24 protein-coding genes are annotated in these 23,146 nt (G+C 71.3%); 13 read left to right on the top strand and 11 right to left on the bottom strand.

The features are described 5' to 3' along the window. Positions 1–221 precede the first annotated feature (221 nt). Together HBB12_RS07650 and HBB12_RS07645 are read left to right on the top strand one after the other, a co-directional pair. Positions 222–1,304, top strand: a complete 1,083-nt coding sequence (locus HBB12_RS07650) for a fatty acid desaturase (protein WP_236988794.1) — start codon at positions 222–224, stop codon at positions 1,302–1,304. A gap of 143 nt (positions 1,305–1,447) precedes the next feature. After that, on the top strand, positions 1,448–1,945 hold the full coding sequence (locus HBB12_RS07645) for a DUF3617 domain-containing protein (RefSeq protein WP_236988793.1): 498 nt from the start codon (positions 1,448–1,450) through the stop codon (positions 1,943–1,945). 221 nt (positions 1,946–2,166) lie between these two features. Here HBB12_RS07645 and HBB12_RS07640 read toward each other — a convergent pair whose 3' ends face one another. From HBB12_RS07640 to HBB12_RS07630, 3 genes are all read right to left on the bottom strand, one after another. Then, positions 2,167–2,421, bottom strand: a complete 255-nt coding sequence (locus HBB12_RS07640) for a hypothetical protein (RefSeq protein ID WP_236988792.1) — start codon at positions 2,419–2,421, stop codon at positions 2,167–2,169. Positions 2,422–2,530: 109 nt separating this feature from the next. Further along, the gene (mfd, locus tag HBB12_RS07635) at positions 2,531–6,133 is read right to left on the bottom strand and encodes a transcription-repair coupling factor (protein WP_236988791.1); all 3,603 of its coding nucleotides are present in this window, start codon (positions 6,131–6,133) and stop codon (positions 2,531–2,533) included. 333 nt (positions 6,134–6,466) lie between these two features. Then, positions 6,467–6,763 (bottom strand): FAD assembly factor SdhE, encoded by a 297-nt coding sequence (locus tag HBB12_RS07630; protein WP_048435331.1) that lies wholly within the window; start codon positions 6,761–6,763, stop codon positions 6,467–6,469. A gap of 166 nt (positions 6,764–6,929) precedes the next feature. Here HBB12_RS07630 and recG point away from each other — a divergent pair, with 166 nt between their 5' ends. From recG to HBB12_RS07615, 3 genes are all read left to right on the top strand, one after another. Next, positions 6,930–9,041, top strand: coding sequence for an ATP-dependent DNA helicase RecG (gene recG, locus HBB12_RS07625; RefSeq protein WP_236988790.1), 2,112 nt, complete (start codon positions 6,930–6,932; stop codon positions 9,039–9,041). Between the two features lie 550 nt (positions 9,042–9,591). Beyond that, entirely contained in the window at positions 9,592–10,068 is a 477-nt protein-coding gene (locus HBB12_RS07620) for a hypothetical protein (RefSeq protein ID WP_236988789.1), read from the top strand. Between the two features lie 162 nt (positions 10,069–10,230). After that, complete coding sequence (locus tag HBB12_RS07615) at positions 10,231–10,956, top strand: alpha/beta hydrolase (RefSeq protein WP_236988788.1); 726 nt, start codon at positions 10,231–10,233, stop codon at positions 10,954–10,956. A 3-nt stretch (positions 10,957–10,959) separates the two neighbouring features. On the opposite strand, the gene HBB12_RS07610 is transcribed toward HBB12_RS07615, so the two are convergent. Next, the gene (locus HBB12_RS07610) at positions 10,960–11,244 is read right to left on the bottom strand and encodes a hypothetical protein (RefSeq protein WP_236988787.1); all 285 of its coding nucleotides are present in this window, start codon (positions 11,242–11,244) and stop codon (positions 10,960–10,962) included. Between the two features lie 97 nt (positions 11,245–11,341). Next, a complete protein-coding gene (locus tag HBB12_RS07605) occupies positions 11,342–11,653 on the bottom strand; it encodes a hypothetical protein (protein WP_236988786.1) in 312 nt (103 codons plus the stop codon). 267 nt (positions 11,654–11,920) lie between these two features. Here HBB12_RS07605 and HBB12_RS07600 point away from each other — a divergent pair, with 267 nt between their 5' ends. Then, positions 11,921–12,670, top strand: coding sequence for a gamma-glutamylcyclotransferase (locus HBB12_RS07600; RefSeq protein ID WP_236988785.1), 750 nt, complete (start codon positions 11,921–11,923; stop codon positions 12,668–12,670). Here the strand turns inward: HBB12_RS07600 and HBB12_RS07595 are convergent. Continuing rightward, entirely contained in the window at positions 12,625–12,939 is a 315-nt protein-coding gene (locus HBB12_RS07595; RefSeq protein WP_236988784.1) for a hypothetical protein, read from the bottom strand. The two genes, HBB12_RS07600 and HBB12_RS07595, sit on opposite strands and share 46 nt — an antisense overlap. Positions 12,940–13,105: 166 nt before the next feature. Between HBB12_RS07595 and HBB12_RS07590 the strand changes: the two genes are divergently transcribed. Beyond that, positions 13,106–13,699 (top strand): pyridoxamine 5'-phosphate oxidase family protein, encoded by a 594-nt coding sequence (locus HBB12_RS07590; RefSeq protein WP_236988783.1) that lies wholly within the window; start codon positions 13,106–13,108, stop codon positions 13,697–13,699. A gap of 9 nt (positions 13,700–13,708) precedes the next feature. Here HBB12_RS07590 and HBB12_RS07585 read toward each other — a convergent pair whose 3' ends face one another. After that, positions 13,709–15,106 (bottom strand): cytochrome P450, encoded by a 1,398-nt coding sequence (locus tag HBB12_RS07585; RefSeq protein WP_236988782.1) that lies wholly within the window; start codon positions 15,104–15,106, stop codon positions 13,709–13,711. 132 nt (positions 15,107–15,238) lie between these two features. Between HBB12_RS07585 and HBB12_RS07580 the strand changes: the two genes are divergently transcribed. Further along, entirely contained in the window at positions 15,239–15,667 is a 429-nt protein-coding gene (locus HBB12_RS07580) for an RNA polymerase sigma factor region1.1 domain-containing protein (RefSeq protein ID WP_236988781.1), read from the top strand. Between the two features lie 280 nt (positions 15,668–15,947). After that, positions 15,948–17,075 (top strand): carboxylate-amine ligase, encoded by a 1,128-nt coding sequence (locus HBB12_RS07575; RefSeq protein WP_236988780.1) that lies wholly within the window; start codon positions 15,948–15,950, stop codon positions 17,073–17,075. A gap of 7 nt (positions 17,076–17,082) precedes the next feature. Here the strand turns inward: HBB12_RS07575 and HBB12_RS07570 are convergent, their stop codons facing one another. Then, positions 17,083–17,964, bottom strand: coding sequence for a hypothetical protein (locus tag HBB12_RS07570; RefSeq protein WP_236988779.1), 882 nt, complete (start codon positions 17,962–17,964; stop codon positions 17,083–17,085). Positions 17,965–18,188: 224 nt separating this feature from the next. Here HBB12_RS07570 and HBB12_RS07565 point away from each other — a divergent pair, with 224 nt between their 5' ends. Continuing rightward, positions 18,189–18,773, top strand: a complete 585-nt coding sequence (locus HBB12_RS07565) for a helix-turn-helix domain-containing protein (RefSeq protein ID WP_236988778.1) — start codon at positions 18,189–18,191, stop codon at positions 18,771–18,773. Positions 18,774–18,846: 73 nt separating this feature from the next. On the opposite strand, the gene HBB12_RS07560 is transcribed toward HBB12_RS07565, so the two are convergent. Next, positions 18,847–19,143 (bottom strand): hypothetical protein, encoded by a 297-nt coding sequence (locus HBB12_RS07560; protein WP_236988777.1) that lies wholly within the window; start codon positions 19,141–19,143, stop codon positions 18,847–18,849. Between the two features lie 381 nt (positions 19,144–19,524). On the opposite strand from HBB12_RS07560, the gene HBB12_RS07555 reads away from it, so the two are divergent. Then, positions 19,525–19,809: a hypothetical protein gene (locus tag HBB12_RS07555; protein ID WP_236988776.1), complete on the top strand. Its 285-nt coding sequence runs from the start codon at positions 19,525–19,527 to the stop codon at positions 19,807–19,809. Here HBB12_RS07555 and HBB12_RS07550 read toward each other — a convergent pair. Further along, positions 19,806–21,047, bottom strand: a complete 1,242-nt coding sequence (locus HBB12_RS07550) for an IS110 family RNA-guided transposase (RefSeq protein ID WP_236987776.1) — start codon at positions 21,045–21,047, stop codon at positions 19,806–19,808. The genes HBB12_RS07555 and HBB12_RS07550 overlap by 4 nt on opposite strands. 667 nt (positions 21,048–21,714) lie before the next feature. Between HBB12_RS07550 and HBB12_RS07545 the strand changes: the two genes are divergently transcribed. Together HBB12_RS07545 and HBB12_RS07540 are read left to right on the top strand one after the other, a co-directional pair. Then, positions 21,715–21,975, top strand: a complete 261-nt coding sequence (locus HBB12_RS07545) for a hypothetical protein (RefSeq protein WP_236988775.1) — start codon at positions 21,715–21,717, stop codon at positions 21,973–21,975. Positions 21,976–22,170: 195 nt separating this feature from the next. Continuing rightward, positions 22,171–22,371, top strand: a complete 201-nt coding sequence (locus HBB12_RS07540; RefSeq protein ID WP_236988774.1) for a hypothetical protein — start codon at positions 22,171–22,173, stop codon at positions 22,369–22,371. Here the strand turns inward: HBB12_RS07540 and HBB12_RS07535 are convergent. Further along, positions 22,347–23,042 (bottom strand): response regulator transcription factor, encoded by a 696-nt coding sequence (locus HBB12_RS07535; RefSeq protein WP_236988773.1) that lies wholly within the window; start codon positions 23,040–23,042, stop codon positions 22,347–22,349. The genes HBB12_RS07540 and HBB12_RS07535 overlap by 25 nt on opposite strands. Positions 23,043–23,146: the final 104 nt, after the last annotated feature.

Genomic DNA, 23,146 nt, shown 5'->3' with positions numbered 1-23,146 from the left:
TCCGCCTTGCGAAGCAGTCAATCGGAAGTCGTATGAGGCCGCCGGCCTCCCGCGGGGACGATCGTGCCGCGGGCGCGCCTCCTTTCAGCCGGCGCGAAGAATGCTACTGGGACGCGCGCAGCCGGGAATCGCGCCGGCCGGCGCCGGCGGATCTCCATCCGCGGCCGCTCCACCCGAGCCCCCCCCCGCGACCGCCCGACAGACAGGATCGCCCTTCCCCCGTGACCGACGATACACAGAACCCCGCCGCGCTCGGCCGAGCCGGCGACGGGACCGTGCGGCCCGACCTCGCGGCGCTGGCGCGCGAGGTGGCGCGCCATTGCGCGGCCTACCGGGATCCCGTCCCGAGGCTCGCGCTCCGGCAGGTCGCCAACACCCTGCTGCCCTATCTCGCCCTCTGCGGATTCATGCTCTGGGCGGCGGCGCAGGGTTACGAACCCTGGGTGCTGCCGCTCGCCGTGCCGGCCGGCGGGCTGCTGGTGCGGCTGTTCATCATCCAGCACGATTGCGGGCACGGCTCGTTCCTGCCCTCCCGCGCCGCCAACGACCGGCTCGGCCGGGTCTTGAGCCTCCTGACAGTGACCCCCTACGACACCTGGAAGCGGGCGCACGCCCTGCACCACGCCTCCACCGGCGACCTCAGCCGCCGCGGCACGGGCGACATCCACACGCTGACCGTGCGCGAATACCTCGCCCTGTCGCAATGGCACCGGCTGCGCTACCGCCTCTACCGCAACCCGTTCATCCTCATCGTGCTCGGCTCGCCGCTCAACTTCCTGGTCCTGCAGCGGTTGCCGTTCGGCGGCGGCCTGCCGTGGCGCACGGCGTGGCGGGACGTGCTCGCCCTCGACCTCGCGCTGGTCGCAGGCACGGCGCTGCTCGCCGCGGCGGCCGGCGGCATCGGGCCGGTGCTGTGGGTGCTCCTGCCGGTCGTCAGCGTCGCCGCCTGGATCGGCGGCTGGCTGTTCTACGTCCAGCACCAGTACGAGGAGACCGTGTGGGAGGGGCCCGAGGCCTGGGACTTCCACCGGGCGGCGCTCGGCGGCAGCTCGTACTACGTCCTGCCGCGGGTGCTGCAATGGTTCACCGGCAATGTCGGCCTGCACCACATCCATCACCTCAACAGCCGCATCCCGAACTACCGCCTCCAGGAATGCCTGGACGGTCACGCGACGCTGGGCGAGGTCGGCCGCCTGACCCTGCGCGACAGCCTGCGCTGCCTCGGGCTCGCTTTGTGGGACGAGGAGGCCCGCAAGCTGATCGGGTTCTCGGGCTTGCGGGCTGCGGCCGGGCAGGCGGCGTGACCGGGGAGGGGCGGGGTGTTGCTCCACCCCGGCCGGCCTTGAGCATCCAAGCCTTGAGTACCCAAGCCTTGAGCACCTAAGCCTCTTGGGCTAGTTCTCCGCGCCGCAGCGGCCGGGGAGCCGCGTGAATCCAGGGAGGCTCCATGCCCTTGCATCTGATCGGTGGCGGACTCGTCGGTCTCACCCTCGTGGCGGCGAGCACGCTGGCGGCCGCCGACACCCTGCCGGCGCGCAAGGCCGGCCTGTGGGAGAGCAAGACCGTCTCGGCGGAGGGCAACACGACCGCCCGCCAATGCATCGACGAGAAGACCGACCAGATGGCGCAAGGCGCGCTCGGCGCCGGGCAGTGCTCGAAGCGCGATTTCGTCAAGACGAGCACCGGCTACAAGGGCGAGACCGAGTGCAAGATCGGCCCGATCTCGGCCAGTGGCACCAGCGTGATCACCGGCGACTTCGCCAGCAAGGTCCACATGGACGTGGACACGACGCTGACCGGCATCCCCAACACGAAGGAGCCGGTCCGGCGCAAGATGGTGATCGACGCCACCTATCTCGGGCCGTGCGAGGCGGGGCAGAGCCCCGGGGACATCATCCTGCCGGATGGGAAGATCGTGAAGATGCCGCAGGGGGTGGGGCGGTAGGGGTCGGGCGACGGGCGTTCGAGTCGCCGCGGGAGGGGCGGTGCTGGCGGGCTAGACCGGTTCAAAGTCAATCCGCACCATCCCATTCCGTGACCGTACATTTCCACCACCACACCAGCGGGCTGCACCTCGGCGCCTACGCTGGTGAGATGGCTTGGCGCAAGGATCATCGACGTAAGAGCATGTCCGAGATCGAACGCGATCGTCTCGAAGCTGCTCATTCAGGCTTGCGCGAACGACTTGTCGACGATCGAGAGAATTTCCGGCCTGCCATCGGTCGAGAGCCTGCGCCACAGCACCCGCTTGCTGCCGAGGCGGGAGACGAACCGACCATCGTCGGTCGGCCTGGTTGTCACCGGATTCTCGATCTCGCCGCTCGCGAACAGACGCCGCAGAGCCGATTTCTCGGCCGGTGCGAGCGAGGCGAGCTGGGCGGCGGCCGAGTAGCTGACGTCGAACTTGACCGCGCTCATCATGCCGTCCTCACAGCACGGATTGGGGTCCGTCGCGGACGCCAGTCTACGGAGTCGCCGCGCCCCGCGACAACCCCGACCGGATACGGGAGACGGCCTTCCGGCCGCCCCCTCACGCCGCCTTCTTGCGCGTGATCAGCTTCACCAGATCCCGCAAAATCCCCGTCGTCTCCTTCAGCCGCTCCGCCACCGTGGCGAGATCGCGGATGAAGACCACGCTCATGTCCGGCCGCACCTTGGCGAAGGAGCGCTGGTCGGCGATGTAGCCGGCGAGCTTGGCCGGGTTGGCGAAGGACCGGTCGCGGAAGTGCATGACGATGCCCTTCGGGCCGGCCTCGACCTTCTCGACGTTGGTCTCGCGGCACAGGATCTTGATCGTCACGATCTTGAGAAGCTCTTCCACCTCCGGCGGCATCGGGCCGAAGCGGTCGATCATCTCGGCGCCGAAGCTCTCGAGTTCGCGGTCGTTCTCCAGCGTCGCGAGGCGGCGATAGAGGCCGAGCCGCACCGAAAGATCCGAGACGTATTCCTCCGGCATGGTGACGGGGGCGCCGAGCGCGATGGTCGGCGACCATTGCTCGTCGGTCGGCAGCGCGTTGCCGGATTTGAGCGCCGCGACCGCGCTCTCCAGCATCTGCTGGTAGAGTTCGTAGCCCACTTCCTTGACGTGGCCGGACTGCTCGTCGCCGAGCAGGTTGCCGGCCCCGCGGATGTCGAGGTCGTGGCTGGCGAGCTGGAAGCCGGCCCCGAGCGTGTCGAGGGATTGCAGCACGCTCAAGCGCCGTTCCGCCTGCACCGTCAGGGCCTTGCCCTCCGGCGTGGTGAACAGCGCGTAGGCCCGGGCCTTGGAGCGGCCGACGCGGCCGCGCAGCTGGTAGAGCTGGGCAAGGCCGAACATGTCGGCGCGGTGGACGATCAGCGTGTTGGCGGTCGGGATGTCGAGGCCCGATTCGACGATCGTGGTGGCGAGCAGGATGTCGTACTGGCCCTCGTAGAAGGCCGTCATCACGTCCTCGAGCTGGCCCGCCGCCATCTGGCCGTGGGCCACCGCCACCTTGGCCTCCGGCACCTCGCGGTCGAGGAAGCGCTTGACCTCCTCCAGGTGCTCGATGCGCGGCACGACGTAGAAGGCCTGGCCACCGCGATAGCGCTCGCGCAGCAGCGCCTCGCGGATCGAGAGCGGATCGAACGGCATCACGAAGGTGCGCACCGCCAGGCGATCGACCGGCGGCGTCGCGATGATCGAGAGTTCGCGCACCCCGGTCATGGCGAGCTGGAGCGTGCGCGGGATCGGCGTCGCCGAGAGCGTCAGGACGTGGACCTCCGACTTCAGCGCCTTCAGCCGCTCCTTGTGGGCGACGCCGAAATGCTGCTCCTCGTCGATGATGATGAGGCCGAGATCCTTGAACACGATGTTCTTGGCGAGCAGCGCGTGGGTGCCGACGACGATGTCGACCGAGCCGTCGGCCAGCCCCTCCCGGACCTTCTTCAGGTCGGCATTGCCGACGAAGCGGGAGGCCTGCGCGACGTTCACCGGCAGGCCCTTGAACCGCGCCTCGAAGGTGCGGGCGTGCTGGCGCGCGAGAAGCGTGGTCGGCACCACCACCGCGACCTGCTTGCCGGAGAGCGCGGTGACGAAGGCGGCGCGGAGCGCCACCTCGGTCTTGCCGAAGCCGACATCGCCGCAGACCAGCCGGTCCATCGGCCGGCCGGAGGTGAGGTCGCCCAGCGTCGCGGCGATCGCCGCCTCCTGGTCCTCGGTCTCCTCGTAGGGGAAGCGGGCGGCGAACTCGCCGTAGGTGCCTTCCGGCGGCGCCATCTTCGGCGCCGACTTCACGAACCGCTCGGCCGCGACCTTGATGAGGGCGCCGGCCATCTCCATGATCCGGCGCTTGAGCTTGGCCTTGCGCGCCTGCCAGGCCCCGCCGCCGAGCTTGTCGAGGGCGACGTCGGCATCCTCGGAGCCGTAGCGGGTCAGAAGCTCGATATTCTCGACCGGCAGCAGAAGCAGGCCGCCGCTATACTGGATCTCCAGGCAATCGTGCGGCGCGCCGGCCGCCGTCACGGTCTTGAGGCCGATGAACCGCCCGATGCCGTGATCGGCATGGACCACGAGGTCGCCGGGCGCGAGCGCCTGCACCTCCAGGATCACGTCCTGCGGGCGCTTCGCCTTGCGCTTGGGCCGCACCAGCCGGTCGCCGAGGATGTCGCCCTCGGCCACCACGGCGAGCTGGCCCGCCGAGAACCCGCCCTCCAGGCCCCAGACCGCGACGCCGAGATCCTGGCCGCGCTTCATCGCCAGGATGTCGGAGAGGCGCGTGATGGTCTTGGGCTTCGGCAATCCGTGCTCGGTCAGCACGCCGCAGAGCCGATCGCGAGACCCCTCCGACCACGCCGCCAGGACGACGTGATGCCCCGAGGCCTGGAGATCGCGAACGTGGCCGACCGCCGCGTCGAAGACGTTGACGCCCTCCTGCGCCCGCTCCGGCGCGAAGCTGCGGCCGGGCAGGCCCTCACAGTCGATCAGCTTGCGGCCCGAGACCTCCGGCACGTCGAAGGGGGCAAGGCGGGCGACGGTGGCGCCGTCGATGCGCTTCGCCCACTCGTTCGGCGAGAGGTAGAGCGCGTCGGGTTTGAGCGGCTTGTAGGGCGCGGTGCCGCTCTGGCGCTCCTTCAAGGCCTCGCTGCGGGCGTCGTAGTATTCCTGCACCTGGCTCAGGCGCTCGGCCACCGCGTCGTCGGCCTGGTGGTCGAGGATGAGGGGCACGCCGGCGACGTAGTCGAACAGCGTGTCGAGGTGGTCGTAGAACAGCGGCATCCAGTGCTCGATGCCGGCATAGCGCCGGCCCTCGCTGATCGTCTCGTAGAGCCGGTCGTCCCGGGTCGCGGCGCCGAAGGTCGTGACGTAGCCCTGGCGGAAGCGCCGGATCGTCTCGGTGGTGAGCTGCACCTCGCTCATCGGCACGAGGTCGAGGGAGCGGAGCTGCCCGATGGTGCGCTGGGTCTCGGGATCGAAGGCGCGGATCGATTCGAGAGTGTCGCCGAAGAAGTCGAGGCGGACCGGGTTGGCCAACCCGGGCGGCGACAGGTCGATGATGCCGCCGCGCACCGCGTATTCGCCGGTATCGCGCACGGTGCCGGTGCGCAGGAAGCCGTTGGCCTCGAGCCAGGCGACGATCTGGTCGGTGTCGAGCGCGTTGCCCGGCGCGGCGGAGAAGGTCTCGACGGCGATGCGGGATTTGGGCGGCACCCTTTGCACCAGGGCGTTGACCGTGGTGGTGAGGATGCGCGGCTTCTCGGCCGAGGAGCGGGTGCGGGCAAGCCGCGACAGGGCCGTCATCCGCTGCGCGGCGATGGCGGGATTGGGCGAGATCCGGTCGTAGGGCTGGCAGTCCCAGGCCGGGACGCTCATCACCTCGATCTCGGGCGCCACGAAGGACAGCGCGCTGGCGAAGGCCGCCGAGCGGGTGCCGTCGCGGGCGACGTGGACCAGGACCGCCGGCCCCTCGGAGACCTGCGACAGGGCCCGGGCGAGATCGGCCACCACCAGGGCGTCGAACCCGTCCGGCACGCGGGCCAGCGTCGCGCTGTCGCCGGCCTTCAGCGCCTCCACCGCCTTGGTCAGCGCCGCGGATTTCGGCAGGGCGAAGCGGGCGGCCGCGGGCTTTTTCGCAGGCGCGGGCGGGGCAGGGGGCTTGGGAGCGGGCTTGGCCATCGGGTCTGAGCGGGTCTTTTCAGGCGGGCGGGCCGGTCAAGGAACGGCGAGGAATTTCAGCAAACATATCGCTTCAGGATGAAGCGCGGTTTCCCCTCTCCCCGCGGGCGGGGAGAGGGTCACGGCCCCCTCGTCGGGGCCGTGACGAGCGGAGGCGCAGCCGGAGCGAGGGTGAGGGGGTGTTGCCGGAGGAGCCTCGTCCGGAGACACCCCCTCACCCTCGCCCTGCGGGCTCGCCATGCTCCCTGAACGGGCGCATGGCCCTCTCCCCGCCCGCGGGGAGAGGTGAAATCCCGCGCTTCACCTCGAAACCTCGCGCTCGTCAGCACCGCCTCACAGATCCACCGGCGCCCCGTGCTGATGGAACGCCTTCATCCGGCGATAGACCGCGGTGTCGTAGTTCGACGGAACCTCGGCCTCGTCGGTGATCCAGCGGAACAGATCCCGGTCCGGCACCTCGATCAGCAGCTCGAAATCGTCGAGTTCCTCCTCCGTGAGGGTTCCGATCTCGGCATCCGCGAAGCGGCCCATGATCAGGTCCATCTCGCGGGTGCCCCGGTGCCAGGAGCGGTAGAGCGTGCGGCGGCGGCGCGGATCGAGGTCGGCGCTGGTGCGGGTGGTGCCGGTCATCGCGAGATCAAATCCTCGGGCTGGTCCGGAGCGGCTTTACCGCCCGGGGCGCGGGTGCGAAACCCTGCGACTGATATGGGGTTCGTCGCAGCCTGCGACACCCGCAAGGCCGCAATCGCGGCCGTGTGGTGTATAGAGCCCCCGATTTCCCTCCGCCTCCGCCCCGATGTCGCTGCGTCCCTCCCTGCTCGATCCCCTGTTTGCTCCCGCGACCGTGCTGCCGGGGGCCGGTCCCAAGGTCGCCGTGCTGATCGATAAGCTCGTCGGCACGCCGGAGCGCCCGGCCCGGGTGGTCGACCTCCTGTTCCACCTGCCGCAGCGCGGCATCGCCCGGCAGCTGCGCGGCTCGATCGCCGAGGCGCCGCCCGGCGAGCCGGTGACGCTGGGCGTCACGGTGGTGGCCCACCGTCCGCCGCAGACGGCCGGCCGCAAGCCCTTCCGGGTGCTGGTCGAGGACCAGACCGGCGACATCACCCTGGTGTTCTTCAACCTGCCGCGTGCCCGCATCGAGAAGATGCTGCCGCTCGGCAGCCACCGCTACGTGTCGGGCCGGATCGAGCTGTGGGACGGCTTCCGCCAGATGGTGCACCCGTCGCGCATTCTCGACGAGAAGGGCCTGGCCGACCTGCCGGCGGTGGAGCCGATCTACGGCGCCACCGAAGGCCTGACCTCGCGGGCGATCGGCAAGCTCGCGGTCTCGGCCCTCGACCGGCTCCCGGTCCTGCCCGAATGGCAGGACCGGTCCTTCCTCGACCGCCACGGCTGGCCGGCCTTCGCCGAGGCTTTGCGCACCGAGCACCGCCCGGCGGAGGCCGCCGAGACCGAGGAGGATCTGAAGACCCCGGCCCGGCGGCGGCTCGCCTACGACGAATTGCTCGCCTCGCAGCTGGCGCTGGCTCTCGTGCGCAGCCGGATGCACCGCCCGCCCGGCCGCACCAATGTCGGCGACGGCGTCCTGTCGCGGCGGATCGAGGCGGGCCTGCCGTTCGGACTCACCGGCGCGCAGACCCGGGCGCTCGCCGAGATCCGCGGCGACATGGGCTCCGAGCGGCGCATGCTGCGGCTGCTCCAGGGCGATGTCGGCTCGGGCAAGACCGCGGTGGCGCTCCTCGCCATGGCCTCCGCGATCGAGGCCGGCCGGCAGGCGGCGATGATGGCGCCGACCGAGATCCTGGCCCGTCAGCACGCCGAGCGCCTGCGGCCGATGGTGGAGGCGGTGGGGTTGAGGCTCGCGCTGCTCACCGGCCGCGACCGGGTGGCGGAGCGCCGGGCGACGCTCGCCGGCCTCGCCGACGGCTCGATCCACATCGTGGTCGGCACCCACGCGCTGTTCCAGGACGACGTGGCGTTCCACGATCTCGGCCTCGCGGTGGTGGACGAGCAGCACCGCTTCGGCGTGCACCAGCGCCTGGCGCTGGGGGGGAAGGGGGAGGCGGTCGACATCCTGGTGATGACCGCGACGCCGATCCCCCGCACGCTCGCGCTCACCTATTTCGGCGACATGGAGGTCTCGGTCCTCGACGAGAAGCCGGCCGGGCGCCAGCCGATCAAGACGGTGCTGGTCTCGACCGACCGGATCGAGGAGGTGACGCTGGGCCTGGAGCGGGCGCTCGCCAAGGGCGACCGGGTCTACTGGATCTGCCCGCTCGTCGCCGAATCCGAATATGTCGACCTCGCCGCCGCCGAGGAGCGGTTTTCCGCGTTGCGCGAGCGCTTCGGCGCGGATGTCGGCCTCGTCCACGGCAAGATGCCGGGCAAGGACAAGGACGAGGCGATGGAGCGCTTCGCCGCCGGCGACACCAAGATCCTGGTCTCGACCACCGTGGTGGAGGTCGGCGTGGACGTGCCGCAGGCCACCGTGATGGTGATCGAGCATGCCGAGCGCTTCGGCCTGGCGCAATTGCACCAGCTGCGCGGCCGGGTCGGGCGCGGCTCGGGCGCCTCGACCTGCCTGCTCCTGTTCAAGGGGCCGCTCGGCCAGGTCTCCCGGGCCCGGCTCGAGATGATGCGCGAGACCGAGGACGGGTTTCGCATCGCCGAGGAGGATCTTCGCCTGCGCGGCGAGGGCGAGGTCCTGGGCACACGGCAATCGGGGTTGGCCAATTTCCGCCTTGCCCGGCCAGAGGCCGACGGCGACCTGATCGTGGCGGCGCGGGACGATGCCCGGCTGATCGTCGAGCGCGATCCGGGCTTGAAGTCGGAGCGCGGCGACGCGTTGCGGGCGCTGCTCTACCTGTTCGAGCGCGACGCGGCGGTGAAGCTGCTCCAGGCGGGGTAGGCGACGATCCCTGCCGATGCAGGGGCTGCCCGGGGAAAAGAAAAGGCGCGGGTTCTCTCCTCTCCCCGCGGGCGGGGAGAGGGCCGAGCCCCCGTCCAGGGGGCTCGGCAAGCGGAGGCGAAAGCCGGAGCGAGGGTGAGGGGGTCTCGACGGATGAGGCTCCTCCGGAGACACCCCCTCACCCTCGCCCTGCGGGGCTCGCTTCATCCCCGACAAGGGGGATGAAGCCCTCTCCCCGCCCGCGGGGAGAGGGGAAACCCGCGCCATTCTTGTCCCGGACCGCTCTGCTGCCCGGTGGCAGGCCGGATGGTCAAAAATCATCCGCTCCCGCCCCCGGAATGTGCGCTGGAACACGCCGGCCTCGGGGGGCTGGGCCTAACCTCCGCCCACCTCGCGAGGTCCCGATGCCGCCGCAAGATCGTTCGGCGATCGGCCGCGGCTTTTCGTCCTGCCGCGACCCTCCCTAGCCGACCCGACCCTTTCGCGATGCGGCGCGTTTCGCTGCCCCTGCGAGGCCCCGGAGTCCCACCCTGCCCGAAGGGGGTGCTCGATGACCCATCCATGGCCCCATCACCACACCGACGGTTCGGTGCACTACACCCATTGCCGGCCCGAGACGGTGGAGGCGCTGCCGGCCACCGAGCAGGCCCGACCCGATTGGCGCCGGCGCCTGCGCGGCGCCGCCGGCATGATCGGCGCCTCCGGCCTCGCCGCCGGGGCGATCTGGTTCGCCATGCTGTGCGACCCCACCGTCTCCCGCGCCGCCCTGCCGCCCTCGGCCGATGTCTGCACCAATGCCGGCCACGCCGTGCGGGTCTGGTTCGACGCCGAGACCGCCCGGCGCGCCCGCGTCGCCGCCTCGCCCCACCAGCACGCCTTCAACAGCATGCTGCTGTGGTACCGCTCGGCCGAGGGCAAATGCGCCGCCGGCCGGACCCAGGAGGCGGTCAAAAGCTTCCAGGCCCTGGAGCGGATGATCGCCGGGTTCGAGGCGAACCGCGAGGACCGGGACGAGGCGGGGCTCTGACGGCCTTGCGCGCCGGGCCCGTTCGCGCTTGGCTGCCTCCGAGCATGCTCCGACGACGTGGATACCGGTTCGTCGTAGACAATGCGGCAAGATCAAACGCGGAGAGCAGTGCCCGATCGCACCGCGATCGGGCACTGCTCTCGCGATGACGGGAGGGGCGGGATGGCGGATGGTCTGACCTTCGTGCTGGTGCACGGCGCCTGGCACGGCGGCTGGTGCTGGGTGCGCGTCGCCGACATCCTGCGGCGCGAAGGCCACCGGGTCTTCACCCCGACCTGCACCGGGCTGGGCGAGCGGGCGCACCTCCTCTCGAAAGACATCACCCTCGACACCTTCGTGCGCGACGTCGCCGGGACGATCGCGGCCGAGGAGCTGACGCAGGTCGTGCTGGTCGGGCATTCCTTCGGGGGGCTGGCGATCAGCGGCGTGGCGGAGGCCATGCCGGAGCGGCTGCGCCACCTCGTCTATCTCGATGCGCTGATCGTGCAGCCGGGCCGGGCGCCCTTCGACGGCCTGCCGCCCGAGGTGGCGGCGGCCCGCCGCCGCGCCGCCGCGGAATCGAGCGGGGGCTTGAGCCTGCCGCCGCCGCCGGCCGCTTCCTTCGGGGTGCTCGATCCGGCGGATGCGGCCTGGGTCGAGCGGCGCCTGACCCCGCACCCGCTCGGCACCTACGAGAGCACGCTGCCGATCCGCGGCCCGGTCGGCAACGGGCTGCCGCGCACCTATGTCGATTGCACCACGCCGTCCTACGCCACCCTGGACGGGGTCAAGGACTGGGTGCGGCGCCAGCCCGGCTGGGGCTGGCGTGAGATGGCCACCGGCCACGACGCCATGGTGAGCGCCCCCGGCGCGCTCGCGCGGTTGCTGGTGGAACTCGGCGGTAGTTGACCGTCACCCCATCGTGACGACCGTGCGCCCGGGATCGATCTCGATCAGCCGCAGGCCGAAGCTGCGGCCCTCCTGCGCCTCCCAGTCGGCGAGCACGGCGTTGACCCGCTCGGGGCCGTCCTCGGCGAGGGTGCGGGTGCCCACCGGCTCCGCGATGGCGTGCATGACCTCGCCCATCAGCCGGGCGCGAGCCGGCTCCCCGGCGGGCTCGGCGGCGTCGCAATAGGTCGTGACGATCTGCTCCGACAGGGCCTCGATCACGGACTGGTTCACGGAGGTCATGCCCATGCTGCGCTCTCCTGGTCGGCGGGGCCATCCGCCCCTTCGGACCGGAACAACGCGGCCGGGCGCGAGCGGTGCCGGGCGCCGGCCCCGCCCCTCCCGATCACCCCGCCTGCTGCTGGCCGGCGGCGCGGTGGGCGGCGAGCGTCACCACCTCGGCGGTGGGGGCCTCCTTCTGACCCTGGCCCATCATGAAGATCACCGGGTTGCGCGGCATGTAGCCGGGGTTGCGGCGCAGGTTGAGCAATTGCTGCAACTCCACCGCGGTCAGGTCCTTCGGCGTGGCGTCGCGCCAGACATGGCCGGGCGAGGCGGCGCGGGCGAAGGGCCACCAGGAGCGGCGCTCCATCTCGACCTGCAGGACGAGCTTGCCGGTGAGGGTCTTGCGGAAATTGAAGCGACCCGTGATGGCCATGACGCGTCCTCCATTCCGGGACATCGAGAGCATTTTCCGACGAAGCGGATACCGGTTCGTCGCAGAAAATGCGGCAAAATCAAAGACCTGGAGCAGCGTCCGATTGCAAGGCGATCGGGCGCGGCTCTAGTCCAGATCATCTGGACCCGTGCAGCTTAGCACGGCACTAACATGGGGCGGCGACGCTTCTCGGAACACCCGCTGGCTTTGCGGAAAAACCGAGGGAGCCACTGCCGCGCTGCCGCACCCCCTCACTTAACGGTTGCGATGCAAAAACGCTCCCTCACGCTCGACGCCGCATCGATCGCCCGGGCCCATCCGCACAAGGTCGCCGCCGACGAGCGCGGGCCCGGCTGCGGCATGGCGCTGATGGACGAGACCGAGGCCGATGCGCGCCTGGAGGCGGCCCTGGCCGAGCGGCCGGGCGATCCCGGCACCCTGTGGCTCTTCGCCTACGGCGCCCTGATGTGGCGGCCGGAATTCCCGTTCTCGGAACGCCGCGAAGCGCGGGTGCGGGGCTGGCACCGCCGGTTCTGCCTGTGGCAGCGGGGTTTTCGCGGCACGCCGGAGCGCCCCGGCGTGATGCTCGCCCTCGACCGGGGCGGGCAGTGCCGCGGCCTCGCCTATCGGCTGGCCGGCGACGACCTGCGGGCGGCCGTGCGGCCGGTCTGGCGGCGGGAGATGCGCGGGCGCGGCTACCAGGCCCGCTGGCTTACCGCCGAGACCGCCGAAGGACCGGTACCGACGCTCGCCTTCGTGGCCGACCGGGCGGGCGGGCGCTATGCCGGGCGGCTCACCGATGCGGAGATCGCCGACCGGATCGCCGCGGCCTGCGGCCCCATCGGCCCGAGCGCCGAATACCTGCTCAACACGGTGGCGGCCTGCGAGGCGATGGGCATCCGCGACCGCCACCTCTTCGCCATGCAGGCAATGGTCGCGGAACGGCTCGCCGCCTGCGACGAGTCCGCGGCTCAGAACAGCCCGACGCCGATGCCGGGCTGGGGCCGCGGCGGGTAGCCGTAGGGGCCGGTCGAGACGCCGTAATAGGGCAGGACCGGCGCGTAGCCGAAGCCGAGGAGCGGCCGGGGCGGCGGCGCGACCACGACGACGTCGGCCTCGACCGCGACGGGAGGCGGGGGCAGCGGCGGGGGCGGCGCCCGCCAGCCGGCGGAGAACTCCGCCCCCCCGCGCGCGCCGTAGCCGGCGGGCATGTCGGCCGCCATCGCCGGCAGGGCCGTGAGGGCGGCCGCCAGGGGCAGCCAGGCCAGCGTCGTGCGGAGCGTCATGGTGAAACAACCTCGGGAAGGGGCGTGCGGACAAGCTTCGCTGGAACAAGCTTCGCCATGACAAGCTTCACCGGGGCATCCCGGTTCCCCGGACTCTGCCCTAGATTGGTGAACGAACCGGAGCCGATGCCGCGCGAGATCGAGCGCCGCCCGAGACCGAGGTGCCATGACCGAGCCGCCTGCGTTCTACGACGACCTCCCGGGCTGCCTCGCCGAGGCCTGGCGCCGGCTGGAAGAGGGGGCGGCACACCGGAGCGGCTTCCACGCGCCGGCGCTGGCCACGATCGGCCGCGACGGTGCCCCGCGCCTGCGCACGGTGGTGTTGCGCGGGGTCGACCGGGACAGCCGCACCTTGCGCATCCATTGCGACGCCCGCTCCGACAAGGCGGCCGAGATCGCCGCCGATCCCCGGGTGGCGCTCCACGCCTACGACCCGGCGGCGAAGATCCAGGTGCGGATCGAGGGAGAGGCCCGCCTGCACGGGCAGGACGCCGTGGCCCGCGCCGCCTGGGCGGCGTCGCGGCCGATGAGCCGGGTCTGCTACGGGACCGCACCGGGCCCCGGGACCCCGTTGCCGGCGGGCGGAGCCTACGCCCTGCCGGAAGACGAGGCGGCCGTGGACGCGGGCTTTTCGGAGTTCCGCGTCATCGTCCTGACGGCGGCCCGGCTCGACTTCCTGTACCTCGCCCGCCGGGGCCACCGGCGGGCGCTGTTTACCTGGGACGGGGAGGAACCGGCGGCGACGTGGCTGGCGCCGTGATTCGGTCTCTCAGCGCAAGGTCACCCGCATCGGCATCCCCTCCGCCGGGCGCAAGGTGATGCGCTGCTTGAGCACCGGCTCGTAGCCGGGCCGCAGCGAGAACCGGAGCGAGCGGACCAGCACCGCCAGGATCGCGACGGCTTCCGAGAGCGCGAAGCCCATGCCGATGCAGATCCGGGGACCTGCCGCGAAGGGCAGGTAGGCGTAGCGGTCGCGGGCCTTCACCGCCTCGGGGGAAAAGCGCGCGGGGTCGAAACGCTCGGGGTCGTCCCACAGGCCGGCGTGGCGGTGCACGGCGTAGATCGGGATGGTGATCGGCGTGCCGGACTTCACCGGGACCCCGTCGAGGTCGACGTCGCGGATCGCCGCCCGCACCACCACCGGCACCGGCGGATAGAGCCGCATCGCCTCGAGGATCACCTGGCGGGTATAGGGCAGGGCATCGACGTGCTCGGGACGCAGCGGACCGCCCCCGGTCGTCGCCTCGACCTCGGCGGCGATCAGCGCCTCGCTCTCCGGATGGTGGGAGAGGAGGTAGAACGCCCAGGTCAGGGCGAGCGCCGTGGTCTCGTGGCCCGCGGTCACGAAGGTGAGCAGGTTGTCGGCGACGTCGCGGTCGTCCATCGCCTGGCCGGTCTCCGGGTCGCGGGCGGCGAGCAGCAGGCTCATCAGGTCGTTGCGCCCCTCGGTGCCGGTGCGGCGGCCTTCCGCGGCGAGGCGCACCAGTTCGTCGCGCAGGTACATCTTGGCCCGCTCGGCGCGGGCCCGGCCCGGGAACGGCATCCAGGCCGGCGCCCGCAGGAGCGTGAGGGCGATGACCCAGCTGGTCGATTCGAGGTAGTCGGTGATGCCGCGCTCGACCCGGGCGGCGTCGATGCCGCCGGGCCCCGAGAGCATCGTCTCGACGATGATCTCGAAGGTGGTGCGCATCATCGTGCGGGCGATGTCGATCTCGGTCCCGGGCGCGGCGGCGAGCGCGTCGCGGGTGCGCTCGGCGGCGGCGATCATCGCCGGCACGAAGCTGCGGATGCGCTCGGCCCGGAAGATCGGCGCCGCCGCCCGGCGCTGCCAGCGCCAGCGCGCCCCGTCGGCGGTCAGGATCGCGTCGCCGAGGGCCGGCGAGAGGGCGCGGCGCAGGACCTCGGATTTCTCGAAGGCGTCGGCCTCGTCCACCATCACCCGGCGGATCAGGTTCGGGGCCATGACGAACAGGCTGGAATTGCCGAGGAACTCGGAGACGTAGTGCGGCTCGCGGTAGATCGTCTCGGGCCAGGCCTCGAGCGGGTTGCGCAGGACGGTGCGCAGGAAGCGCCACGGCCCGAGCGGCCGGGCCGGCGGCGTGATCCGGGCGAGGACCGGCCGCGGCCCCTCGGGCGCCGGACGGACATGGGACGGATGCGCGGTCATGGCTCGCCTGGGTTCGGGGGTCCCGACGGACACCGGGAGCCCGCCTCTTCTCCTACCCCATCTGGGCGCGACCGTGACGGGGAAACGCGAGGCGCCCGGTGCGCGTTGGCACCGACACCGACGGAGCCCCCGATGCAGGCCGCCTTCGACCGCACGACCCTCGACCGCCTGGTCGCCCTGGGCAGGAGCCGGGGCGGGCTGACTCCCGACGACCTGCGCCGGGCCCTGCCGGTGGACCGGATGAGCGCCGAGGACATCGCCCTGGTGCTGATCGAGCTGGAGGAGGCCGGGATTTCGGTCGATCCGGACGAGGCCCTGCTGCAACCCGGCCGTCCGCTGCCGCCCGCCGGCACGGTCCGGCTGCCGGAGCCGGGGGCGCCCGAGGCGGCCGCGCCCGCCGCCGAACCGACGAAAGCCGCGACGGCCGCAAGCGCGCCGGAGACCCGCGCCGCAACGCCCCCGAAGCCCCAGGGCGGCGCGCATCGGGCGGTGGTGTGGGCGGGCGTGGCGGCGCTCGTCCTCGTGCTCCTCATTCTGGCTGTGTGGGCGGGGCGGGGCTGAGTGACCGTCCCCTCAACCGTCCCACCCGCGACCTCATCCTGAGGTGTCAGTTCATCGCAGATGGACTGCCCCCGAAGGAGGGCTCCAGGGATCGCCCAGGATTCTGGAGCTCTCCTTCGAGGCTCCCTACGGTCGCATCTCAGGATGAGGTCGCGGGTTGGGAGAGCCGATCCCTCGGCGTCCCGAGTTCCTGTCGTCCGCCGTCATGCGAGCAACACCCGAATCGTGGCCGGCGACCGGCCGGCCCCTATATCCGTCGGCTCTCGGAGAACCCCCATCCATGACCGGCCCCGCCTACCGCTTCGGCATCGAGGAGGAGTTCTTCCTGGCGGATGCCGCGACCCGCGGGACGCCCCGCTCCGGCGTGCGCGGCTTCCACGCCGCCGCGAAGTCCCTGCTGCCGGCGGCCGAGCGCGAATTGCTCCAGAGCCAGATCGAGATCGCGACGCCGCCGGCGACGGCCCTGGAGGAGGCGAGGGCCGGCCTCGCCTCCTTGCGCCGGGGGCTCGCCGAGATCGGTCGGGCGCACGGGATCCTGGTCCTTGCCGCCGGCACCCATCCGGGCGCCGCCTGGGACGCGCAACGCCCGACCGACGGCGCGCGCTACCACGGCATCCTCGACGAGGTGCGGATGATCGGCCGGCGCACGCTGGTGAGCGGCATGCACGTCCATGTCGAGGTGGCCCGGCCCGACGACAGGGTCGACCTGATGAACCGGCTGCTGCCGGTCCTGCCGGTGCTGCTTGCCCTCTCGGTCTCCTCGCCGTTCTGGCAGGGGCGGGATACGGGTCTCGCCGGCTACCGCCTCAGCGTGTTCGGCGAGATGCCGCGCACCGGCCTGCCCGACCTGTTCTCCTCGAATGCCGAGTTCGAGCGCTACGTCGCCGTGATGGTGCAGGCGGGGGCGATCCAGGATGCGAGTTTCCTGTGGTGGCACCTGCGGCCCTCGATCCGTTACCCGACCCTGGAACTGCGCATCGCCGACAGCTGCACCCGGGTCGAGGACGCGGTGGCCATCGCCGGGCTCTACCGCTGCCTCGTGCGCGCCGCCGAGCGCCGGCCCGACCTGAATGCCCGCCTTGACGGGGTCGCCCGGGCGGTGATCCGCGAGAACCTGTGGCGGGCCCAGCGCGACGGCGTGCAGGCCGCCCTGATCGATCCGGAGGCCGGCCGCGCGGTGCCCTACGGCGAGGCCCTGGAGACGGTGCTGGCGCTGGTCGCCGAGGATGCCGAGGCCCTGGCCTGCGGGCCGGCCCTCGACGGGGCCCGCCGCATCGCCCGCGAGGGCACCAGCGCCGACCGCCAGCGCGCGGCCTACGAATCCGCGCGGGGCCAGGATGGCGAGGACGCGGCCGGCATCGCCGCGGTGGTGGATGCGCTCGCGCGGGAGACCGAGGGACGGGCGTGAGCCACCCTCACACCCGGCACAGCCGGGCGAGGCGCCGGCCGGACACCCGGCCGCGGGGCGTGCCGTCGCTCTGCAGCACCTCGCCGGCGAGCGCGACCCGGGTCGGGTTCTCGATCAGGGTGTAGCGGGTGCGCCAGGCCGGCAGGCCGAACTGCACCGCCCAGAGCCGCAGGGCGGCGCAGAAGCCCCGCAGGGTATCGGGCCCGAACCGCAGCGGATCGAGCACCGGCGCGACGTCGGCGGCGCCGTAGGGCAGGGCGCGAAAGCCGGCGAGCCGGTTCGGGCGGTCCTCCGCCAGGGTGAAGGCGGCGGTCGATTCGACGCCGAGCGCCCCGGCGCGGTCGGGCGGGACGGTGGTCGTCGCGATGGTGAGGGGCTGCTCGGCCACCAGCACCACGGCGCGGTCGGGCGCGCCGGCGAGGTCGAGCGCGAACGGCCGGTAGCCGGCGCCCGGCTCCCGCGGCGCGGTGAAGACGAGGCCGATCAGGTCGAGGGCGGCGGCGGAGCCCGAGACCCGGTCGGGATGGGCGGTCCAGCCGATCAGCCGCTCCCGCTGGGCGGTGCGCTCGGCCGCCACGTCGGGGATCTGGATGTCCGGATCCGGGAGCGTGCCCCGGATCGGCGCCACGGCCTCGACGCCGGCCGCCGTGCAGACCGGGCAGGCGGGGGCCGGCCGGGTCTCGGCGAAGTCCGGGGCGGGCGGGCGGGAGGGAGCCCGAGCCGCCTCCTGGGCGAGGGAGGGCTGGGGACGGGACGGCACCGTCTCCACGGCCGGGCGCGGGCGCAGCAGGCCGATGCGCGGATCGAGGGCCGCGATCACCGCGAACGGAATGGCGACGGCCCCGAGCGCCGCAAGACCCAGCCGCCAATGCCCGCTTCCGTTCCGCACGCTCCACCGCCCCGCTTGCGCGCAACCCGTGGCGCGATCGGTCGAGTATGTATCCGATTTCGAGGAAAATGCGTCCGCGACAAAGACTTAGATAAAAATCCTGGGGATGGCGCGGCCTGCCGCTTGCCTCCTGTCCTTGCGTGATGGGCAGGAGGCATCCGAAAAGCCGGGACGGGTGCCCGGCCGACCCGGATGCCCTATGCTGCCACCATGACGATGCCCTCATGACGATGCCCGCGCCCGACCCCACGGACGGCCTCGCCCGACGGCTGCGGCTGGAGCGCGAGGCGCGGGGCTGGTCGCTCGGCGACCTGGCGGCCCGCTCCGGCGTCTCGAAGGCGATGATCAGCAAGGTCGAGCGGGCCGAGGCGAGCCCGACCGCCGTTCTGCTCGGCCGGCTCTCGGGCGCCTTCGGGCTCACCCTCTCGACCCTGCTGGCCCGGGCGGAGGGGGAGACGGGCCAGGTCAGGCGCGAAGCGGCGCAGCCGGTCTGGATCGATCCGGCGACCGGCTACCGCCGCCGGCAAATCTCGCCGCAGGCCTCGGCCCTGGCGGCCGAGCATCCCCTCGACCTGACGGAGGTGGAGTTGCCGGCCGGCGCCGAGGTCTCGTATCCGGCGGCCTCCTACGCCTTCCTGCGCCAGATGATCTGGATGCTGGACGGCACCCTGACCTTCCGGGAGGGCGAGGCCACCCACGTGCTCGAGGCCGGCGATTGCCTGGCGCTCGGCGCCCCGGTCGATTGCACCTTCGCCAACCGGAGCGACCACCCCTGCCGCTACCTCGTCGCCGTGGTGCGGCAGCGCTGAAAGCTTCGGCAGCGCTGAAAGCTTCGGCAGCGCTGAAAGCTGGGGCAGCGCTGAAAGCTGGGGCAGCGCCGATTCAGGCCGCGCGTCGGGCGAGGATGGTGCGGGCTTCGGCGCCGCCGCGCAGGAAGCCGTAGACCAGCACCGGCCAGCAGAACAGCAGCACCGCCATCGGCACCGACATCTGCCAGCCGACGATCGCCCCGACGATGCCCGCCGCCGAGCCGACGAAGCGGAAGTAGAACACCGGCACCGCAACCACGAGGGCGATGGCGACCGGCACGCCCAGGACCGCGGTCAGTCCGGCCTGCACCGCCAGGAGGTTGGTCACGCCCATGGCCAGGAATACCAGGAAGGCGGCGATCTGCATCATCGGGTTTCGCTCTCGGGCGTCAGTGACAGGAGGCCATACAGACAGGCGAGCATGGCTTTTTGTGGGGCGCCGCCTTCGGTGGGCGCTCCGCGTCTCTCTCCTGCACGGAAGAGAACCGCCCCTGCCGCGTCCCGTCCCGCACGACAGGATGCAAGGATAGCCGGCAATAGAATATTTTTACGCTTTTTAGCAAAAAAGAAGGCAAAAATTACCGATTTCACCTGAAAACAGAGTCGGCAAACAGATATTAATCCCCAAATTTCGATCATATTCCGCCAGAATGTGCGCAACCGCACAGTGATGTCGCCGATCGCGACTTAGATGCCTCGCATCCGGCGCCGCGATATCGACGGCGCCCGCGACACATCAACGAGATCGACGATGACGAAGACGACCCTGCTTCTCGCCGGTGCGGCGCTTCTCGCCGCCACTGCGGCTCCCGTTCAGCCGGCCCAGGCCCAGTCGGTGCGGGAGAACTACACCTACAAGGCCCCCTCCGGCATGTTCAGCGAGGGCACCACGAAGTGGGACATGTACCGCTTCATGGCGATCGACCATGAGGAGCACGAGAAGCAGGAAGCGGCGGCCAGGGCCGTAGACCAAACCGCCGTAGATCAAACCGCCGCGGTGCCGACCGCCCATACCCGGCTGCATCGCGCCCACTAAATAGAAACTGGCTCTACGGGTTTGATTTCGCACGCAAATCCAAGGCGCTCGATCTGCCGCACGAGCGCCTTGGCGCGGATGGTCGGGGCCGCCTTGCGGCCGTGATCAGGCCCGGGATCGACGTAAGCCGTGCCGGCCTTGAGCATGTGATAGATCGCGGTCAACATCGAAGCGGCGACCGCGCAGATCGCCTTCTTGGGGCCGCGCCGGCCGCGCAAGCGCTGGAACTGCGCCCTGATGTAGCTCGCCTTCTTGCGCACTCCGGCCCAGGCGGCCTGCACCAAGGCCGTCTTGAGCCAGGGCGCGCCCTTGCGCAGCCGCGTCGAGCGCCGCTTGCCCGCGCTCTCGTCGTTCCTCGGGCACAGCCCGGCCCAGGAGATCAGATGGCCGGCGGTCGGGAAGCGGCTCATGTCGGGGCCGATCTCGGAGAGGATCACCTGCGCGGTGAGGTCACTGATGCCCGGGATCGTCACCAGCAGCTTCACCGCTTCCCGGAAAGGGCCGAGGTCGCGCTCCACCTGCGCGTCGATCTCCGCGATCGCTCGCCCCAACCCGTCGTACTGGCGTAGATGCACACCGAGCAGGAAACGGTGGTGATCCCCGATCCGGCCCGTGAGCGCGGCCCGGATCGCCTCGGGCGCCGCCTTCACCCGCGGGCTGACCAGCGCCTGCAGCCCAGCCGGATCGCGCTCGCCCTTGACCAGCGCGTCGAGCACGGCGCGACCGGACTGGCCCATGATGTCGGTGAGCACCGAGGCGAGCTTGAGGTTGGCCTCCTCGAGGGTCTTCTGGATGCGCTGGACGTGGCTGGCCTGCTCGCGGACCAGTTGCTTGCGGGTGCGCAGCAGGTCGCGCATCGCCTGGGTCTGAGCCTCGGGCACGAAGCTGGCGCGGATCAGGCCGTGGGCGAGCAGGTCGGAGAGCCAGACCGCGTCGGCGACGTCGGTCTTGCGGCCGGGCACGTTCTTGACATGGGCGGCATTGGCCAGGATCAGGGTGCGGCTGTCGGCGTCGAGGACCTGCCAGACCGGGCGCCAGTAGATGCCGGTCGCCTCCATGGCGACATGGGTGCAGGCGTGCTCGTCGAGCCAGGCGGAGAGGTCGAGCAGAGCGGGCGTGGTGGTGGCAAACGTACGCACCTCACGCTGAACCTCGCTGCTCTCGGCCAGACGGATGGCTGCGACGACGGTGTCCTTGTGAACATCGAGGGCGGCGCAGCGGGGGTAGAGGACCTTCATCACGATCTCCTTGCCGTCAGGCCGCCGGCGCAGGCTCCCGTGAGATCAAATCTAAATGACGCGCTCCGGGGCTGGCCCGAGGACCGGCCCGTGACGCAAGCGAGGGGACTGAAGAGGAGCCCGGATCCAACTGATACGCGGGGTCTGGCACACCAAAGACGAACCGATCTCTCCGCCGACGGCAAGTCCACTCTGCCATATGTTTCATCCGCAAGGGACCGCGAAGCCGGTGACGAACTGATACGGAATCCGGAAGATTCCTTCCGGATTCCGTATCATCAGCCCGCGCGGCGCCTGAGCGAAGCCGCTTTCCGCATCGCGAAGCGATCAATCGGAAAGCGTATGACGCTTGCACGTCCACCGACCGTGGCACGCCCGCCGATCCTTGAGGAAGCGGCGTGGATGCGCCCCCGCCACACCCGGCGGGGGCATCGTTTCATCTAACCGTCATGTCTCTCGCCAGACGTTTCGACTTCGCTACAGTTTTATCCAATGCGGTCGGCATCAGATCCGCGAATGCTGCAATGCGAGGGACATTGCGGAAAACATGGCGGGGGACGGGATGGACGTACGGGGGCGGCTCACCCAAGTTCAGTCCGACATCGGGGCGACGTGCGACCGGGCGACCCGGCAGATGTCATTGATCGAGGCACGTGAACGGAGCGGTTTGTCGACCGATCACGAGCGGAACATCCTGCGCGGCATGCGCGTCTCCTTGGGATTCACGTATCACCAGGAGAATCTTCTACTGGCGACCCTGTCCCGCCAGGCCGAGCACGACCATCGCCCGATCCCGGCCCGGCGCCGGTGCCACCGCGGCGCCGGGGAGGATTGCCCGCTGCCGATCCGCTGCTGCGCGACCCTGGCGGCGACGGTCCGGCTCTCGCCGGAAGCGACCTGGTCGCACGCAGCGATCGCGCCGCGCTGATTCGCCGGACGCACCCCGTCTTTTCGCCCCGCGCCGGTGCGGCAAGGCCGCCACAGCCACCCTCCATCACCCGCATCGACCGGTCCCGCTCCCCTCGGGCGGTCGCCCCGTCCCGGGGCGCTGTGGCGCCGGAGCACTGGCGGCCGGCCCGGGCCCGGCGGTCTTCTGGTACGGCGAGATCAGGGAGTCAGCCCTTTGCCCACCCCGTTGCCCGCCCTTTCGGATGCGCCGCTCTTCCTCCACATCGCCGGGTCGCTGGTCTTCGTGGCCGCTGCCGGCCGCGGCATCGGCTGGGCCCTCGATGCCTGGGTGCGCCGCGCGCCCGACGGCGCGAAGCCCGCCGAGGCGGAGACCCCGGCCGAACCCCCGCCTCAATCCGGCGCCCGCATCCGGTAGCCGATTCCGGTCTCGGTCAGGATGTAGCGCGGGCGCTCGGGCTCGGGCTCGAGCTTCTGGCGCAGCTGGCGCACGTAGACCCGCAAGTATTGCGGATCGGCGGCCGTACCCCAGACCTCGCGCAGCAGGTGGGCATGGGTGAGTACCTTGCCGGCATGGTGCACCAGGAGGCGCAGGACGTCGTATTCCTTCGGCGACAGCTTCACCTCGCGCTCGCCCACCCGGACGATCCGGCGCACGAGATCGACCGTGAGGTCGCCGGCCCGGAAGACCGGGCGCTCGCCGCCGACCGCGAGCTGGTGGCGGAGCGCGTTGCGCATCCGGGCCAGGAGCTCGTTCATGCCGAAGGGCTTGGTGACGTAGTCGTCAGCCCCGAGATCGAGCGCCTCGACCTTGCCGGCCTCGTCGTCGCGGCTCGACAGCACGATCACCGGCAGGTCGGGCCGCCTCGCGCGGATCTGCGCCAGGAGCGCGTGGCCGGCGATGTCCGGCAGGCCGAGATCGAGGATGGCGAGCGCGAAGGCCTCCCGCTCCAGGAGATCGAGGGCGGTACGGCCGCTCGGAGCCTCCGCCACCGCGTAGCCCTGGCTGCCGAGGCCCACCCGCAGGAGCTTGCGGATCGGCGGCTCGTCGTCGATCACCAGGATGCGCAGGGCATTCGTCACGCGCATGTCCTTCTGCCTGGCCCTCGACGCGTCCAGGGCCAGGCGTCCGGCGCATCGGCGCCTGGCGCCTGTCGGCGCAGACCCGTTCGGGCTTGCCTTGCGCTTCCGAA

Source organism: Methylobacterium sp. SyP6R (assembly GCF_019216885.1).
Lineage (GTDB): Bacteria > Pseudomonadota > Alphaproteobacteria > Rhizobiales > Beijerinckiaceae > Methylobacterium.
Note: the sequence above shows the minus strand (reverse complement) of the source record. Positions and strands in the feature narration are given on the sequence as shown.